This window comes from Flavobacterium haoranii, from assembly GCF_009363055.1.
GTDB classification, from domain to species: Bacteria; Bacteroidota; Bacteroidia; order Flavobacteriales; family Flavobacteriaceae; genus Flavobacterium; species Flavobacterium haoranii.
In genome coordinates, this window is record NZ_CP045292.1 from 1,167,360 (window position 1) to 1,183,854 (window position 16,495).

General features: G+C 31.8%; 16 protein-coding genes. 10 read left to right on the plus strand and 6 right to left on the minus strand.

Features of this window, described 5'->3' with window-relative positions; genetic code table 11:
* The first annotated feature begins 16 nt into the window (after nt 1-16).
* Nucleotides 17-676, plus strand: a complete 660-nt coding sequence (locus GCU34_RS05700) for a sensor histidine kinase (RefSeq protein WP_072785768.1) — start codon at nt 17-19, stop codon at nt 674-676.
* Entirely contained in the window at nt 676-1,428 is a 753-nt protein-coding gene (locus GCU34_RS05705; RefSeq protein WP_084657021.1) for a LytR/AlgR family response regulator transcription factor, read from the plus strand. Before GCU34_RS05700 ends, GCU34_RS05705 begins: the two co-directional genes overlap by 1 nt.
* A gap of 228 nt (nt 1,429-1,656) precedes the next feature.
* Here GCU34_RS05705 and GCU34_RS05710 read toward each other — a convergent pair whose 3' ends face one another.
* Nucleotides 1,657-2,919: an aminotransferase class I/II-fold pyridoxal phosphate-dependent enzyme gene (locus GCU34_RS05710; protein WP_072785770.1), complete on the minus strand. Its 1,263-nt coding sequence runs from the start codon at nt 2,917-2,919 to the stop codon at nt 1,657-1,659.
* A 249-nt stretch (nt 2,920-3,168) separates the two neighbouring features.
* Here GCU34_RS05710 and GCU34_RS05715 point away from each other — a divergent pair, with 249 nt between their 5' ends.
* Nucleotides 3,169-3,747, plus strand: coding sequence for a non-canonical purine NTP diphosphatase (locus GCU34_RS05715; protein ID WP_072785772.1), 579 nt, complete (start codon nt 3,169-3,171; stop codon nt 3,745-3,747).
* Here the strand turns inward: GCU34_RS05715 and GCU34_RS05720 are convergent.
* The gene (locus GCU34_RS05720; RefSeq protein ID WP_072785774.1) at nt 3,737-4,345 is read right to left on the minus strand and encodes a trimeric intracellular cation channel family protein; all 609 of its coding nucleotides are present in this window, start codon (nt 4,343-4,345) and stop codon (nt 3,737-3,739) included. The genes GCU34_RS05715 and GCU34_RS05720 overlap by 11 nt on opposite strands.
* Before the next feature lie 167 nt (nt 4,346-4,512).
* On the opposite strand from GCU34_RS05720, the gene GCU34_RS05725 reads away from it, so the two are divergent.
* Both GCU34_RS05725 and GCU34_RS05730 read left to right on the plus strand, forming a co-directional pair.
* Complete coding sequence (locus GCU34_RS05725) at nt 4,513-6,381, plus strand: DEAD/DEAH box helicase (RefSeq protein ID WP_072785776.1); 1,869 nt, start codon at nt 4,513-4,515, stop codon at nt 6,379-6,381.
* An 85-nt stretch (nt 6,382-6,466) separates the two neighbouring features.
* Nucleotides 6,467-7,240 carry a carboxypeptidase-like regulatory domain-containing protein gene (locus tag GCU34_RS05730; RefSeq protein ID WP_072785778.1) on the plus strand — a complete coding sequence of 258 codons (774 nt, stop codon included), beginning with the start codon at nt 6,467-6,469 and terminating at the stop codon, nt 7,238-7,240.
* A 67-nt stretch (nt 7,241-7,307) separates the two neighbouring features.
* On the opposite strand, the gene GCU34_RS05735 is transcribed toward GCU34_RS05730, so the two are convergent.
* Nucleotides 7,308-7,973, minus strand: a complete 666-nt coding sequence (locus GCU34_RS05735) for a TrmH family RNA methyltransferase (protein WP_072785780.1) — start codon at nt 7,971-7,973, stop codon at nt 7,308-7,310.
* A 234-nt stretch (nt 7,974-8,207) separates the two neighbouring features.
* Here GCU34_RS05735 and GCU34_RS05740 point away from each other — a divergent pair, with 234 nt between their 5' ends.
* The 4 genes from GCU34_RS05740 to GCU34_RS05755 all read left to right on the plus strand — a co-directional run bounded on the left by GCU34_RS05740 (nt 8,208) and on the right by GCU34_RS05755 (nt 12,076).
* Complete coding sequence (locus tag GCU34_RS05740) at nt 8,208-8,894, plus strand: SIR2 family NAD-dependent protein deacylase (RefSeq protein ID WP_072785781.1); 687 nt, start codon at nt 8,208-8,210, stop codon at nt 8,892-8,894.
* 175 nt (nt 8,895-9,069) lie between these two features.
* Nucleotides 9,070-10,416, plus strand: coding sequence for an adenylosuccinate lyase (gene purB / locus GCU34_RS05745; RefSeq protein ID WP_072785783.1), 1,347 nt, complete (start codon nt 9,070-9,072; stop codon nt 10,414-10,416).
* A 250-nt stretch (nt 10,417-10,666) separates the two neighbouring features.
* Nucleotides 10,667-11,410 (plus strand): hypothetical protein, encoded by a 744-nt coding sequence (locus GCU34_RS05750; RefSeq protein ID WP_072785785.1) that lies wholly within the window; start codon nt 10,667-10,669, stop codon nt 11,408-11,410.
* A 156-nt stretch (nt 11,411-11,566) separates the two neighbouring features.
* Nucleotides 11,567-12,076, plus strand: a complete 510-nt coding sequence (locus GCU34_RS05755) for a CAP domain-containing protein (RefSeq protein ID WP_072785787.1) — start codon at nt 11,567-11,569, stop codon at nt 12,074-12,076.
* A 148-nt stretch (nt 12,077-12,224) separates the two neighbouring features.
* Here GCU34_RS05755 and guaB read toward each other — a convergent pair whose 3' ends face one another.
* Nucleotides 12,225-13,697, minus strand: coding sequence for an IMP dehydrogenase (guaB, locus tag GCU34_RS05760; protein ID WP_072785789.1), 1,473 nt, complete (start codon nt 13,695-13,697; stop codon nt 12,225-12,227).
* An 81-nt stretch (nt 13,698-13,778) separates the two neighbouring features.
* Here guaB and GCU34_RS05765 point away from each other — a divergent pair, with 81 nt between their 5' ends.
* The gene (locus GCU34_RS05765) at nt 13,779-14,516 is read left to right on the plus strand and encodes a hypothetical protein (protein ID WP_394332676.1); all 738 of its coding nucleotides are present in this window, start codon (nt 13,779-13,781) and stop codon (nt 14,514-14,516) included.
* Here the strand turns inward: GCU34_RS05765 and GCU34_RS05770 are convergent.
* Complete coding sequence (locus GCU34_RS05770) at nt 14,510-15,373, minus strand: hydroxymethylglutaryl-CoA lyase (protein WP_143146245.1); 864 nt, start codon at nt 15,371-15,373, stop codon at nt 14,510-14,512. The genes GCU34_RS05765 and GCU34_RS05770 overlap by 7 nt on opposite strands.
* A gap of 39 nt (nt 15,374-15,412) precedes the next feature.
* Nucleotides 15,413-16,447 (minus strand): quinone-dependent dihydroorotate dehydrogenase, encoded by a 1,035-nt coding sequence (locus GCU34_RS05775; RefSeq protein WP_072785794.1) that lies wholly within the window; start codon nt 16,445-16,447, stop codon nt 15,413-15,415.
* Nucleotides 16,448-16,495 lie beyond the last annotated feature (48 nt).

A 16,495-nucleotide genomic window follows, 5' to 3' on the forward strand; every position in this document is an offset into this window, starting at 1 on the left:
GAAAAACTTAGCTAAAGTGGCTCAATTAACATTGGAAAATAACTTAAAAGAATCGCGCTTACAATTAATTAAATCACAAATGAATCCGCATTTCTTTTTTAATGCCATTAATAATATTCAATCGTATATTTTTACAAATGAAACTAAAGAAGCTTCTCAATATTTATCTAAATTTTCTAAACTAACACGCAAGATTTTAGAATTTTCAGATGTTGATACTATTAGTTTGAAAGAAGAAATAGAATCGCTTCAACTCTATTTAGAATTACAACAAATGCGTTTTAAAGATTTACATTTTACAATCGATTCGCATAACATTGATAACTTGGAACAAATTAAAATTCCAACAATGATGTACCAACCTTATGTAGAAAATGCCATTTTACACGGTTTAAGTCATAGTTTAAAACATAAAGAATTAGCCATTGATTTTTCATTGGAAAACCAAAACACGCTTATTGGAATTATAAAAGATAATGGAATTGGTAGAATTAAATCGGCTGAATTAAACAGTTTAAATACCAATAAACCAAAATCTTTTGCCACAAAAGCTAATTTAAAGCGCATACAATTACTGAATAAAGACCAATATAAAATTACTGTTGAGTACACTGACTTATATACTGAAAATGGAGAAAGTATAGGTACTCAAGTAATCATTAAAATCGAACTGTAATGGAAACTATTAAAGCTATTATAATTGAAGACGAAAGCAGAGCCCAAATTTATTTAAAAGGTGTTTTAGAAATGGTAGCACCACAAGTTGAAATTGTTGCTGTTTGCGACGATTTGCCGTCAGGTGTTATTGCTATTCGAAAACACAAACCAAGCTTAGTTTTCTTAGATATTGAAATGCCAAAGTACAATGGTTTAGAAATTGTGAATTTCTTTGATGAAAACGAAATGAATTTTTCCATTATTTTTACAACCGCTTATAATCAATATGCCATACAAGCTTTTAAAACCTCAGCCATTGACTATTTACTTAAACCTATTGATCCTGAAGAATTAAAAACAACGATTGAAAGATTTACCAAAAAACATTCCAATCCATTTAACGGTATCATTCAAGTTTCGGAACAATTAAAAAAAGAATCTAAAATTGCTGTACCAGATGGTAATAATTTGGTTATGATTGCGCCATCGGAAATTTTATATTTAAAAGCCGATAATAGCTATACGCAAATTGTATTAACTTCGGGGAAAAAGATGGTGACTAGTCGGTTTTTAAAGAATTTTGAAGAAAGTTTGAAAGAATATAATCAGTTCTTTAGATGCCACAAATCGTACATCATTAATACAGAATATATTGTGAGTTACAGTAAATCAGATGGCGGGACCGTAACACTTCAAAATCAGATTGAAATACCGGTTTCTACAGATAAATCGGAAGAACTATTGGCTTTATTCATTAGAGTTGTTAGATAATAAAAATTAAATAAAACAATAATGTTCCTAAAGCAGCATAAAGTAAAACAAGTAAAATCTCTAATCTATATTCCTGAATTTTTCTTCTCATGACTAATTAATTTGTTCCCAAAATTAATTACTAAGAATTTAGAACCTAAAGGGAACTTTACGAAAAGGTGATTTCAATTTTTGAAAACAAAAAAACCACTTGTAAACAAGTGGTTTTTTAAAATATTTTTTAGAAAATTATTTTTCCATATCTACAACATTCGCTTCTGCAATTTGCTTATAAGTTCCGTTTACTAATTTCTCACGGATAGCTTCAAACGCTGCTAATGTTTCTTCAATATCTTGTAATGTATGCGAAGCTGTAGGAATCATTCTCAATAAAATAATACCTTTTGGAATTACTGGATAAACCACAATTGACAAGAAAATACCATAGTTCTCTCTCAAGTCATTTACCATTACCATTGCTTCAGGAATAGATCCTTCTAAATATACTGGAGTAATACAAGTATTAGTATCACCAATATTAAAGCCTCTTTCTTTTAAACCATTTTGTAATGCATTTACGTTTTCCCATAATTTATCTTTAATTTCAGATGAATTACGCAATAACTCTAAACGTTTCAAAGAACCAATAGTTTGAATCATTGGTAACGCTTTAGCAAACATTTGCGAACGTAAATTGTATTTTAAATAATCGATAATGTCTTTATCTGCAGCTACGAAAGCTCCAATATTTGCCATTGATTTAGCAAATGTCGAGAAATAAACATCAATTCCATCTTGACAACCTTGCTCTTCTCCTGCTCCTGCTCCAGTTTTCCCTAAAGTACCAAAACCATGAGCATCGTCAACTAATAAACGGAAATTGTATTTTTCTTTCATGGCAACAATTTCTTTTAATTTCCCTTGTTGACCACGCATACCGAAAACACCTTCTGTAATGAATAAAATTCCTCCTCCAGTTTCAGTAGCCATTTTTGTAGCTCTCTGAAGGTTTTTCTCCATACTTTCTAAATCGTTGTGCTTATAAGTGAAACGTTTTCCCATATGTAAACGTACTCCATCAATAATACAAGCATGAGAATCAACATCATAAACAATAACGTCATTTTTAGTCACCAAAGCATCAATTATTGAAACCATTCCTTGGTAACCAAAATTTAACAAATAAGCAGCTTCTTTTTGAACAAAAGCAGCTAATTCATTTTCTAATTGTTCATGGTATTTTGTATGGCCACTCATCATACGAGCCCCCATCGGATATGCCGCTCCCCATTGTTGCGCTGCTTCAGCATCTGCTTTACGCACTTCTGGATGATTTGCTAATCCTAAATAATCATTTAAACTCCAGTTTAAAATATCTTTGCCGTGAAATTGCATTCTTGGCCCTAATTCACCTTCTAACTTAGGAAAAACATAATATCCCTCTGCCTGTGAAGCCCACTTTCCTAGAGGACCTTTATTATCTTGTATTCTTGCAAATAAATCTTTTACCATGATTTTAGTTCGATATTTAAAAATCGGGACAAAAGTATAAAGAAAAAAGTTTTTATTATAAATTTTGCGACTAAAAAAAATTTCAAACAAAATAAAATCTAAAAAAAGATTGTTAAATCAATAAATACAATTACATTTGCAGCAGAACGCACAGAAATGTGGTTACACGTTCACTTAAAAAGTCGGGGGCTCCACCTCGGCTTTTTTACTTTTTATACATTTTGTATTTTTACTACCTAATTTTTTCTTATGAAACTAGTCTTTGCCTCTAACAATAAAAATAAAATTGCAGAAATAAAACAAATGTTACCCGAATCTATTGATCTATTAAGTTTAGAAGATATTGGTTGTACTGAAGATATCCCTGAAACTGCTACTACTATTGAAGGAAATGCAATTTTAAAAGCAAATTATGTAACTGAAAAATATGGTTTACCTTGCTTTGCTGATGATACAGGTTTAGAAGTTGCCATTTTAAATGGTGAGCCCGGAGTTTATTCGGCGCGTTATGCTGGCGAACAAAAAAATGCGGACGACAACATGAATAAACTTCTTAAAAATCTAGAAGACAAGCAAAACAGACAAGCTCAATTTAAGACAATTATTGCGTTAAATATTAATAACACACAACATCTTTTTGAAGGTATTATAAAAGGTGAAATCATCTCAGAAAAAAGAGGTATTAAAGGTTTTGGATACGATCCAATATTTGTTCCAGAAGGCTTTACAACTACTTTTGCCCAGATGGAAATGAGCGAAAAAGCTAAACTAAGTCACCGAGGAATTGCTACTCGAAAACTTATTGATTTTTTAGAAACTAATTTTTAATCGAAACTACTGGTAAACTCCAATTATAACGCACAGCTGCCAATCGAACTGAAATAATAGTTAAAGAAGTTACTAATTCGTTTATTGAACTTTCTAAACCTAATTTACGTAATATAAAAAACTGAATACCTCCAAAAATACAAATGGTGGCATAAATAGTTCCTTTTCTTAATAATAATGGAATTTCATTACATAAGATATCACGAATTAAACCACCAAAACTAGCCGTAATGGTTCCTAAAGCTATACAAATAATAGGATGCAAACCATATTCTAAACCTTTTTCAATCCCTATTAAGGTATAAATTCCTAAACCAATAGTATCAAACAAAAAAAGTGAAACTCTTAGTTTATTTAAGTAATTTCGAAAAAATAATGCGGTTAAATAACCTACAATTATAATGTAAACATAATCTAAATTTTGCATCCAACCTACTGGCATTCTACCAATTAAAACATCGCGTAAAGTACCGCCACCAACTGCAGTAACAAAGGCAATTATAAATACCCCAAACAAATCTAGCTTCTTGTTTATAGCTGTTAAAACTCCAGAAATAGCAAATACAAAAACCCCTATTACATCTAAAATTTCAATCATTTCTTATTTTTTTACAAATTTAAAATTTTCGTCATTCAATACCGAGATTTATTTCTTTTAAACCAACTATATTTCATTTTTTTTATAACAAATTAATATTCAAAACTTTATAAATTAGATTATCTCATTTATTAACACTACCTTTGCACCCAATTTTAAATATATACATGAACAAATTTGAACAATTAGGTCTTAATGAATCGCTTCTGCTGGCGATAAAAGACCTTGGATTTGAAAATCCATCGGAAGTACAGGAAAAGGCGATTCCTATTTTATTAGAAAAAGACACTGATATTGTTGCATTAGCTCAAACCGGAACTGGTAAGACAGCAGCTTTTGGTTTTCCGCTTATTCAAAAAATTAATGCTGATGATAGAAATACTCAAGCGTTAATTTTATCTCCAACAAGAGAATTATGTTTACAAATCACTAACGAAATTAAGCTTTATTCAAAATATATCAAAGGCTTAAACACGGTTGCCGTTTATGGTGGTGCAAACATTAATGAACAGGCTAAAGAGGTGAAACGTGGAGCACAAATTATTGTAGCTACTCCAGGTCGTATGCAAGATATGATTAACCGTGGTTTGGTTAACATTAAAAATATCGATTATTGTGTTTTAGATGAAGCAGATGAAATGTTAAACATGGGATTCTATGATGACATTTGCTCAATCTTAGCTGACACTCCAGATGAAAAATCTACTTGGTTATTCTCTGCAACTATGCCACAAGAAGTTGCTAGAATTGCTAAAGAATTCATGAGTAGACCATTAGAAATTACTGTTGGTCATAAAAACTCTGGAAACACAAATGTTTCTCACGAATTTTATGTAGTTAACGGACGTGATAGATATTCTGCTTTAAAACGTTTAGCAGATGCTAATCCTGCAATTTTCTCAGTTATTTTCTGTAGAACAAAACGTGATACTCAAGCTATTGCTGATAAGTTAATTGAAGATGGTTATAACGCTGCTGCTTTACACGGAGATTTATCTCAAACACAAAGAGACAGTGTAATGAAATCGTTCCGTCAACGTCAAATTCAAATGTTAGTTGCTACTGATGTAGCGGCTCGTGGAATTGATGTAGATGATGTAACACACGTAATCAATTATCAATTACCTGATGAAATTGAAACGTATACGCACCGTTCTGGTCGTACAGGTCGTGCAGGGAAATCAGGAACTTCATTAGTAATTATTACCAAAAGTGAAATTCGTAAAATTCATCAAATTGAGAAAATCATTAAAACTAAATTTGAAGAAAAACCAATTCCTTCTGGAATCGAAATTTGCGAAATTCAATTATTCCATTTAGCAAACAAAATTAAAGATGTTGAAATCGATCATGAAATCGACACTTATTTACCTGCTATTGAAGAAGTATTAAAAGATATTCCAAAAGAAGAATTAATTAAGAAAATGGTTTCTGTTGAATTTAACCGTTTCTTATCTTACTATAAAAACTCTAGAGATTTAACTGCAATAAGCGCTGGAAACAACAAAGGAGAAATTCCAACTGAAGGTTCTGTTCGTTATTTTATTAATATTGGAACTAGAGATAATTTCGATTGGATGTCTTTAAAAGATTTCTTACGTGATACGTTAGAAGTTGGTAGAGACGATATTTTCAAAGTGGATGTAAAAGAAGGTTTCTCTTTCTTTAATACTGATGCAGAATTAGTAGAAAAAGTAATGAGTACTTTCGAAGAAATTAACATTGAAGGAAGAAAAATTAACGTTGAAATTTCTAAAAACGACGGTTCTAGAAACTCTGGAAGAAGAGATCACGGTGGAAGAGGCGGAAAAAGAGAAGGTGGTCGCGACGGTGGAAGAAGAAATGAAACTTCTGGAAGAAGAAATGAAGGTGGTGGAGATAGAAGACGTAGTGATAGAAGCGATAGAAACGACAGAGGTGGCGACAGAAGACGTGACAGCAAACCATCTGGAGAAAGATCTGGAAGAAGAAGTAATTCTTCATCAGACAACTCAAAAGGTTTCTTCGATAAAGCGAAACGTTCTAGAAGAAGTTAACTCCTTTAGTTAATTTTCTGATAAAAAACATAGAAACTATAAAATATCTCGGTTTGATTTGTATTTTTGAATCAACATTGCCCATATGAGATATTTTATAGTTTTTTTATTTCTACTAATTACAACAATAGGTTTTTCTCAAAACGATACTATTGCAGTAGCTATACAAGGTACAGTTATTAGTGCCGAAACTCGTTTACCTATGAATAACGTTCACGTTATTAATGCTACAAGAGTAAAAGGTGTCATTACAGATGGAAATGGTTTATTTGAATTAACAGCTAAAGCAAACGACACCATTTTATTTTCTTATTTAGGTTATGAAACTATTAAAGTAAGGGTAACAAACGACTGGATTAAAAACAAAACAGCTAAAGTAGCCTTAACCGAAAAGGCTTATGCTTTAGAAGAAGTTGTTATGGCGCGCTATAATTTAACAGGATATATTGAAGTCGACACAGAACTAATCCCTGTAGACGAAAATAATTATCGTTATAGTATTTCTGGATTAAATGCAGGTTATGAAGTTGGTGATAAATCACCTAGTGCTGTTGGTAAGGTTTTGCAATCTATTTTTAATCCGGCAGATTTCCTGTATAATGTTTTTGGCAAACGACCAAAACAAATGAAAAAGCTAAAGGAAATGAAAAAAGACGATACCATTCGTGAATTACTAGCAACAAAGTACGACAGAATTGTTTTAGCTTCTATGTTAGAGATTGACAAAGACGATATTCCTTTAATTCTACAAAACTGTAATTATTCTGAGCAATTTATAAAAACAGCTAACGATTTACAGATTCTAGATGCTATTAGCGGTTGTTATGAAGAATACAAAGTATTGAAAAAGAATAAATAGTTTCAAGTAAAAAGTAAAAGGGATAAGTCAAAAGAAAATCTTAAAAATACTTTTGCCTTTTTACTTTCTACTTTTCACTTTCGTAGAATTTCTTTTCAATAAAGTCGATATCTTTTATTGATTTTCGTGTCCAATCTAATTGTTTTTCCAAAAACTCTTCTTCCGTCAATTTCCAATCTATAGCTGAGCGTCGCAATCTTGCTGTTATATCTTGAATAACAATTGCTGCCGAAACTGAAATATTCAAACTCTCGGTAAAACCAACCATCGGAATTTTCAAATAACCATCAGCTTGCTGCATAACTTCTTCTGATAGCCCCAATTTTTCGGTTCCAAAAAATATTGCTGAAGGTTTACTGATGTCAAAATCTTGCAACAAACACGAATCATTGTGTGGAGTTGTGGCAATAATTTGGTACCCATTTCCTTTTAAATCATCGATACAATTTTGAATAGTAGAAAATCGACGAACATCAACCCACTTCTCTGCTCCTAACGCTATTTCTTTATCGATTCGCTTTCCAAAACGTTGTTCAATTACATTTAATTCTTGTATACCAAAAACTTCACAACTACGCATAACCGCACTGGTATTATGTAATTGGTAAACATCTTCCATGGCAATAGTAAAATGCTTGGTACGGTTTTCTAAAACGCGTTTAAATCCTTCTTTTCTGTTTTCGGTAATAAATCCTTCTAAATATTCTAAAAGTGCTTTTTTCTCGGTATTCATTTATTGTTATCTTTAATGCAAAGAAAACATTTTTTTATTTATTGAAAGAAAATACGTGATGTATAGCCCCGATGGAAGCGGCATCTTTTATGAGTTCTCGATACATTTTGTTTCGTCACTTCGAGTTTTCGCAAGAAAGTATCGAGAAGCGAAACAAAAAACTCAAACTGACGAATAAAAATACAGCGGACAGCGGGACAATTAGTAAACTAAAAAACAAAATAATTGCTACAAATGAAGAAAAAACTTGTTGTTTTAAGCGGAGCCGGAATTAGCGCCGAAAGTGGTATTAAAACATTTCGAGATGCCGATGGTTTATGGGAAGGACACGATGTTATGGAAGTGGCTTCACCTCAAGGTTGGCGTAAAAATCCTGAATTAGTTTTAGATTTTTATAACCAACGTAGAGTGCAATTAAAAGAAGTTCAACCGAATGCCGCACATACCATTTTAGGTGAATTAGAAGAGCATTTTAATGTTCATATCATAACCCAAAACGTGGACGATTTGCACGAGCGAGGTGGAAGTACAAAAATTATTCATTTACATGGTGAATTGCTTAAAGTGCGTGGCGAACATTCTCAAAATGAATTGATTCACTTGGAAGACGAAGTTAAACTAGGCGACAAAAACAAATTAGGCGAACAATTACGTCCCGCAATTGTTTGGTTTGGAGAAGCTGTTCCCGAAATTGAACGTTCAATACCTGTTGTGGAACAAGCTGATATTTTAGTGGTTATCGGAACTTCGTTACAAGTATATCCAGCAGCAGGATTGATGCATTATGCTAAACCGCATATTCCAGTGTATTATATTGATCCAAAACCTGCAACTATTTACGATTTACCAAATCCACTTGAGGTATTTGCACTTTCTGCCACAGAAGGAATGATGAAGCTTCGTGATTTGTTGATTCGTTGATTTGTTTAATTGGTTTGTCATGCTGAGCTTGTCGAAGCATCTTTTTAACACCCCGCTATTTGGTTGCACAAATAATCCTCAAGGGGACAATATAAATTAAAAAAACTATCTACTAATAACTGATAACTAATCACTAATTACTAAATTTGCACTTTCTTAAAAACAACACAACAAAATGCAACAACTTACAGAACTAAATGCTATTTCGCCAGTTGATGGTCGTTATCGTAGTAAAACTCAAAATTTAGCGCCTTATTTTTCAGAAGAAGCTTTAATCAAGTATCGTGTTTTAGTAGAAGTAGAATACTTTATTGCACTTTGCGAAGCGGGAGTTCCTCAATTATCAGGTGTAGATAAAAATCTTTATCCAGAATTACGTAAAATGTATGAGCAATTTTCAACTGAAGATGCTCTTTGGATAAAAGAAACTGAGAAAACTACCAATCACGATGTTAAAGCAGTTGAGTATTTCATTAAAAGTAAGTTCGATGCTTTAAATTTAGAACAATATAAAGAGTTTATCCATTTTGGGTTAACTTCTCAAGATATTAACAATACAGCTATTCCGCTTTCTACAAAAGAAGCTTTTGAAAACGTTTATATGCCAAGTTTAATTTCGGTGATTCAAAAGTTAAAAGATTTATCGATTGAATGGAAAGACGTTCCAATGTTAGCAAGAACACATGGACAACCGGCTTCTCCTACTCGCTTAGGAAAAGAAATTTTAGTTTTCGTAGAACGTTTAGAAGAGCAAATGCGTTTATTATTCAACGTGCCATTTGCGGCTAAATTTGGTGGTGCAACAGGAAATTACAACGCACACAAAATTGCGTATCCAAACACCGATTGGAAAGCTTTTGGAACTAAATTCGTAGAAGAAAGTTTAGGTTTACACCATTCGTTTCCAACGACACAAATTGAACATTACGACCATTTTGCAGCGTTTTTCGATGCTTTAAAACGTATTAATACAATTCTAATTGATTTAGATAGAGATATTTGGACCTATGTTTCAATGGATTATTTCAAGCAAAAAATCAAAGCGGGAGAAATTGGTTCGAGCGCGATGCCACATAAAGTAAACCCAATTGATTTTGAAAACTCGGAAGGAAACTTAGGCATAGCTAATGCTATTTTCGAACATTTATCGGCTAAATTACCGATTTCGAGATTACAACGCGATTTAACAGATAGTACGGTTTTACGTAACGTAGGTGTTCCTTTTGGACATACCATTATTGCTTTTGAAGCTACATTGAAAGGTTTAAACAAATTGTTGTTAAACGAAGATAAATTTGCCGAAGATTTAGAGAAAAACTGGGCGGTTGTTGCCGAAGCGATTCAAACAATTTTACGTCGTGAAGGCTATCCTAATCCTTATGAAGCTTTGAAAGATTTAACGAGGACCAACTCGGTTATTAATAAAGAATCGATTCATGCGTTTATTGAAACGTTAATAATAAACGATAATATTAAGAACGAGTTAAAACAAATTACACCAAGTAATTATTTGGGAATTTAAATTAGTGTTCAGTCTCAGTTTTCAGTGTTCAGTTTTGTCATTAGCTACGCTCTGTTCGTCTTTGCCTCGAGTCTAAACGTAAGTGAAGAATCTAAAATCGTCAGTTCGAGTATTCCGATAAAATCGGAATGTATCGAGAACATATCTAAATGTTAAAAACTTTATTATATATTAATCCTGTCGAAAGACGGGATTTTTTATATTTGAAATATTAAAGAATTACTTACATAAAATAGTTAGTTACAAGCTTATGAAAAAACACGATGTCGAAACATATACAAAACTAGCTGAAGGAGCAAAATTCTTTTTAGATGAATCTTTTAAATATATAGATGAAACATTAATATCTGAATCTGCTTCATTAATATATTCAAAGATACTTGACAAGATAGAACCAAATGAAAAAGACATTGAAATTTTCAATACAACAACTTTCTCAGATAACACTATAGAATTATCACAATCAGAAGAAGGAATTCTACTTTCTGAGGAAACCCAAGATGCTTTCATAAAAGCTTGGCAAGATGCAAATACATTGGCTCGTAAATATGTAATTAAACATCAAATAACCCACAAAATTAACTCGATTGAAATTTTGGGACATTTAAATAATCTAGGTTTTTTTATTGAAACACTTACTAATAGACACTTACTATTTTTATATCAATCAAGAATAATAGATGATTTTTGTTATTCGCGAATTTCGGTAGCAAAAATTATGGAAAGACTAATTTTCATATTTAAAGATGAAATAATTAGTAAAAAAGTACATCTAAATGAGATAACAAATTTATTTTCCTTGAGAAATAAAACTGTACATTATACTCCTGACAATTCGATTCTATTAAAACCAAGTATTTCCGAATTAATACAAATTTGGAATCAATGTAAAAAAATTATAGAACGATTTGAAAAAATTGAAAAGATAAACGAGGAAAAATTCTCAATACTAATAAATGCATATATTGATGGTTTTAAAAATAAATGGATTTAAAATTCTGTCTATAACTGCAATTTTATGAAAATGATTTTTGATTTATATTAGTTAGAATTAGTAATTTCATTTTTTCTCTATGATAAGATTTTAATTATCCTTTTTTTAATTTTTTAAACGCTTTTTTATTGGTGCAAAATTTGATAAATTCAAATCATGAAAAACCTTATTTTATACCTTTTTCTTTTAACGAATTGTATTTCTTACAGTCAAGAAGACAGTAAAATTGATTTGGAACAATTAGAAAGCAAAGTTTTTAGCTTAATAAATGATTATAGAGTGTCTTTACAGGTAACGCAATTAGAAAAAGATATAATCTTACAAAAAGCGGCAAAAGATCATTCTATTTATATTGCTAAGAAACAATCGCTAACACACGAACAAAGCAATCCAAATAAAAAGCTTCCTAAAGACCGAGTGTATTTTTATAAAGGAACTGATTTTATATTAGTTGGCGAAAATATCCTTTATACTTCCATAAAGAACAAAGTTTATACAAATGATGATTTAGATATTCTAGCCGTCAAAATTTTCGACTTATGGAAGAATTCTCCAAATCATTTAAAAATTCTTTCCGACTCAAAATTTACTTTCACTGAATTAGGCTTCACTTTAGACTCGAAAAATAATCGCCTCTATGTAGCGCAAGTTTTTGGCGCAAAATAAAAAATCCACTAGCATACACTAATGGATTTTTTTATAGATTGCTTCGTTCCTCGCAATGACATTTTATTGTATAGTCACTTCGAGTATTTACGAGAAGTCATATAAAGATGAGATGCTTCGACAAGCTCAGCATGACAATTCTTATAAATTAACGTGAATAATTCGGAGCTTCTTTAGTAATTGTAACATTGTGAGGGTGGCTTTCCCCTATTCCACTTGCTGTTAAACGAACAAAACGAGATGATTCTTGTAATGTTGGAATATCTTTTGCACCGCAATATCCCATACCAGCACGAAGTCCGCCAACAAACTGTAACATACTTTCTGCCAATTCCCCTTTGTAAGGCACACGACCAACAATTCCTTCAGGAACTAATTTTTTAACATCGTCTTCTACGTCTTGAAAATAACGATCTTTTGAACCTTCTTTCATGGCTTCAACTGATCCCATTCCTCTATATGATTTAAATTTTCTTCCTTCAAATATAATGGTTTCACCAGGTGATTCTTTGGTTCCTGCTAACATTGAACCTAACATAACACTGTCTGCTCCAGCTGCTAATGCTTTAGGAATATCTCCCGTATAACGAACTCCACCATCTGCAATTACCGGAACTCCAGTACCTCTAATAGCAGCTGCTACTTCTAAAACTGCAGAAAATTGAGGGAAACCAACACCTGCCACAACTCGAGTTGTACAAATAGATCCAGGTCCAATACCAACTTTTACACCATCGGCACCATTTTCAACTAAATATTGAGCAGCTTCTGGCGTAGCAATATTTCCAACCACTACATCTAATTGCGAAAATTCAGCTTTAACAGCCTTTAAAACATCAACTACACCTTTTGTATGTCCGTGAGCCGTATCTATAATTACAGCATCTACACCAGCATTTACTAAAGCTCTAGCGCGCTCCACAGCATCAGCAGTAACACCAAGTGCAGCAGCAACACGTAAACGTCCATACTGGTCTTTATTTGCCATTGGTTTTAAAGTTAACTTTGTAATATCGCGAAATGTAATTAAACCGATTAATTTAAAGTCTTCACCAACAACTGGTAATTTCTCAATCTTATTTTCTTGTAAAATTTCTTCGGCTTGTGCTAAAGTTGTTCCTTGTTTTGCAGTTACTAAGTTCTCAGAAGTCATAACTTCAGTAATCGCTCTTGCATTTTCTTTTTCGAAACGTAAATCACGATTAGTTACAATTCCTTTTAAAACCATGTTTTCATCTACTACAGGAATTCCACCAATACTATATTCTTTCATAGCACGTTTCGCATCTCCAACAGTAGCTGATAATGGTAAAGTAACAGGATCTATAATCATTCCACTTTCGGCACGTTTTACTTTACGTACCTCAGCAGCCTGACGCTCAATAGACATGTTTTTATGTAAAACACCAATTCCTCCTTCTCTTGCCATAGCAATTGCCATGTCACTTTCTGTAACAGTATCCATAGCTGCAGAAATTACAGGAACGTTTAATGTAATATTTCTTGAGAATTTAGACTGAATGCTTACTTCTCTTGGTAATACTTGTGAATAATTTGGGATTAATAGGACGTCGTCGTAGGTTAAACCTTCACCTACAATTTTAGCATTGTGTGCTTTCATTGCAATTTAGTTGTAGTTGTTAAATTGCATGCAAATATATAATTTTTTCGGTACATAATAAAATTTTTATAAGTTTGCAACATGCTGAATTTCTTACTAATAGTTTTTGAAATATTATTATTAGGCTTTCTAATAACATTTATGCACTATATGCGAAAACAAATCGGGTATGGTGTGCTTTATGTTTTTGTAGGAGCATTGCAATTTTTTCAAACATTATTGGTCTCAAATGTATACGATACCAGTATCTTTAATTACCAATTTTCTCCAGGATCAACCATATTTTATACTGCCTCACTATTCACCATATTATTAACGAACTATTCCGAAGGAATAGTTAAAACAAGAGGTCTTATTTATGGAGTAATAATTTCAAATATTGCATTAACCTTGTTTTCGCATTTTTTACTCATTCATGCGGAGACGAATGCAACAGATAGTGGCATTTTTCTAGAAGAAATTTTAAGTTTTGAACTTAGTCTGTTTGTAGTAGGAACAAGTTTACTATTTTTTGAAAGCTTTTTTATTGTGTATACTTTTCAATATTTACATTTAAAAATGCCCAAATTAAATTTATTTCTAATTATTTATTTAACAATGTCAATTGTTTGTTTATTTGATTCTGTAATCTTTTATTCTGTCTTTTTTTATGAAAAAGAAAATTTTAAACAAATGTTAATTGGCAATATTGTAGGCAAACAAATAACAGTATTTTTCTTATCTATTATGTTTTATACTTACATAAAAGTAAATCCAAATACTAAGAATGTAAGAGTAAAATCTTTAAAAGATGTAATTCACATTTTTACATTTCAATGATATACATTAAAAATCTTTAAAGCTTCATTATATGAGCTTTCAAAACTCATTGCGTGACAATTTGTATCTACTTTGTTAGCAGTAAAATAAGATAATATTTTTTCGGTAGGCATATTACCCGTTAAATCGTCTTTAGCCATTGGACAACCTCCAAAACCTTTTATAGCTCCATCAAATCGTTTACAACCTGCTTTATAAGCTGCATCTATTTTTTCGTGCCAAGAATCGGGAGTCGTGTGTAAATGTGCTCCAAACTCAATTTCTGGATATTTAGGAATTAAATTTGAAAACAAATAATCTATAACTTCTGGTGTTGAACTTCCAACAGTATCTGAAAGCGATAAAATTTTCACTCCCATATTGGCTAATTTTTCGGTCCATTCTCCAACAATTTCAACATTCCATGGATCTCCATAAGGATTTCCAAATCCCATTGACAAATAAGCTACAACTTCTTTGTTAGTTTTATTGGCTATTTCTAATATTTCTTGAAGCGTAACGATAGATTCTGCAATGGTTTTATGCGTATTACGCATTTGAAAGTTTTCGGAAATAGAAAACGGAAAACCTAAATATTGAATTTCTTTATGAACCGAAGCTAATTCCGCTCCTTTTGTATTCGCTATAATGGCTAATAATTTACTTTCTGTCTTAGATAAATCTAATTGAGCCAAAACTTCAGCAGTATCAACCATTTGCGGAATTGCTTTTGGAGAAACAAAACTTCCAAAATCGATTGTATCAAAACCTACACGCAATAATGATTGAATATATTGCACCTTTTTTTCGGTCGGAATAAAATCTTTAATGCCTTGCATTGCATCGCGCGGACATTCAATAATTTTTACTTGGCTCATAGGTTTCAAAAATACTAAAAAGAAATCGTTTTCGTAAAATTATTTCTTTGCTAAAGCTTTATTAATTTCTTTAATCAATTGCGGACCTTCATAGATAAATCCTGTATACAATTGCACTAAACTTGCTCCTGCCTCTAACTTTTCTAAAGCATCTTCTGCGGAATGAATACCACCAACACCAATAATTGGAAACGCTTTGTTACTTTTTTCAGAAAGAAAACGAATCACTTCTGTTGAACGTTTCGTTAATGGTTTACCCGACAAACCTCCTGTTTCAGTCTTATTATCCGATTGTAAACCTTCTCTTGAAATGGTTGTATTTGTAGCAATTACACCTGCAATTTTAGTTTCTTTCACAATATCAATGATATCTAACAATTGCTCGTCTGTTAAATCAGGAGCGATTTTTAAAAGAATTGGTTTTGGCTTCTCGACTCCGTTCGAAGTAACAGGTTTTTCGTTATTTAAATTTTGTAAAGTTTGAAGTAATTTGGTCAACGGCTCTTTGTCTTGTAACTCACGTAAATTTGGAGTATTTGGAGAGCTTACATTTACCACAAAATAATCTACATAAGGAAACAAAGCTTCAAAACAAATTTTATAATCATCAACTGCATTTTCGTTTGGTGTAACTTTATTTTTTCCAATATTTCCACCAATTAAAACGCCTTTATTTTTCTTTAATCTTAAAACAGCTTCTTCTACTCCTCCATTATTAAAACCCATTCTATTGATAATGGCTGAATCTGCTTTTAAACGAAACAAACGTTTTTTTGGATTTCCTTCTTGAGGTTTCGGAGTTAACGTTCCTATTTCAATAAAACCAAAACCTAAATTTGATAATTCTTGATATAAGTTAGCATCTTTATCAAAACCTGCTGCTAAACCAACTGGGTTCTTGAATTTTAATCCAAAAACTTCTCTTTCAAGCTTAGGATCATTTACTTCGTAAAGGCTTTTAAAAACTGGTCCGAAACCAATTTTATTTAAAAAACGAATTAACGAAAAGGTAAAATAATGCACTTTTTCAGGATCAAAAAGAAAAAGTAACGGACGTATAAATAATTTGTACATGTGTTGTGTTGTTGGTACTGCAAAAATAGAAATTCAAAAGCAAAATTT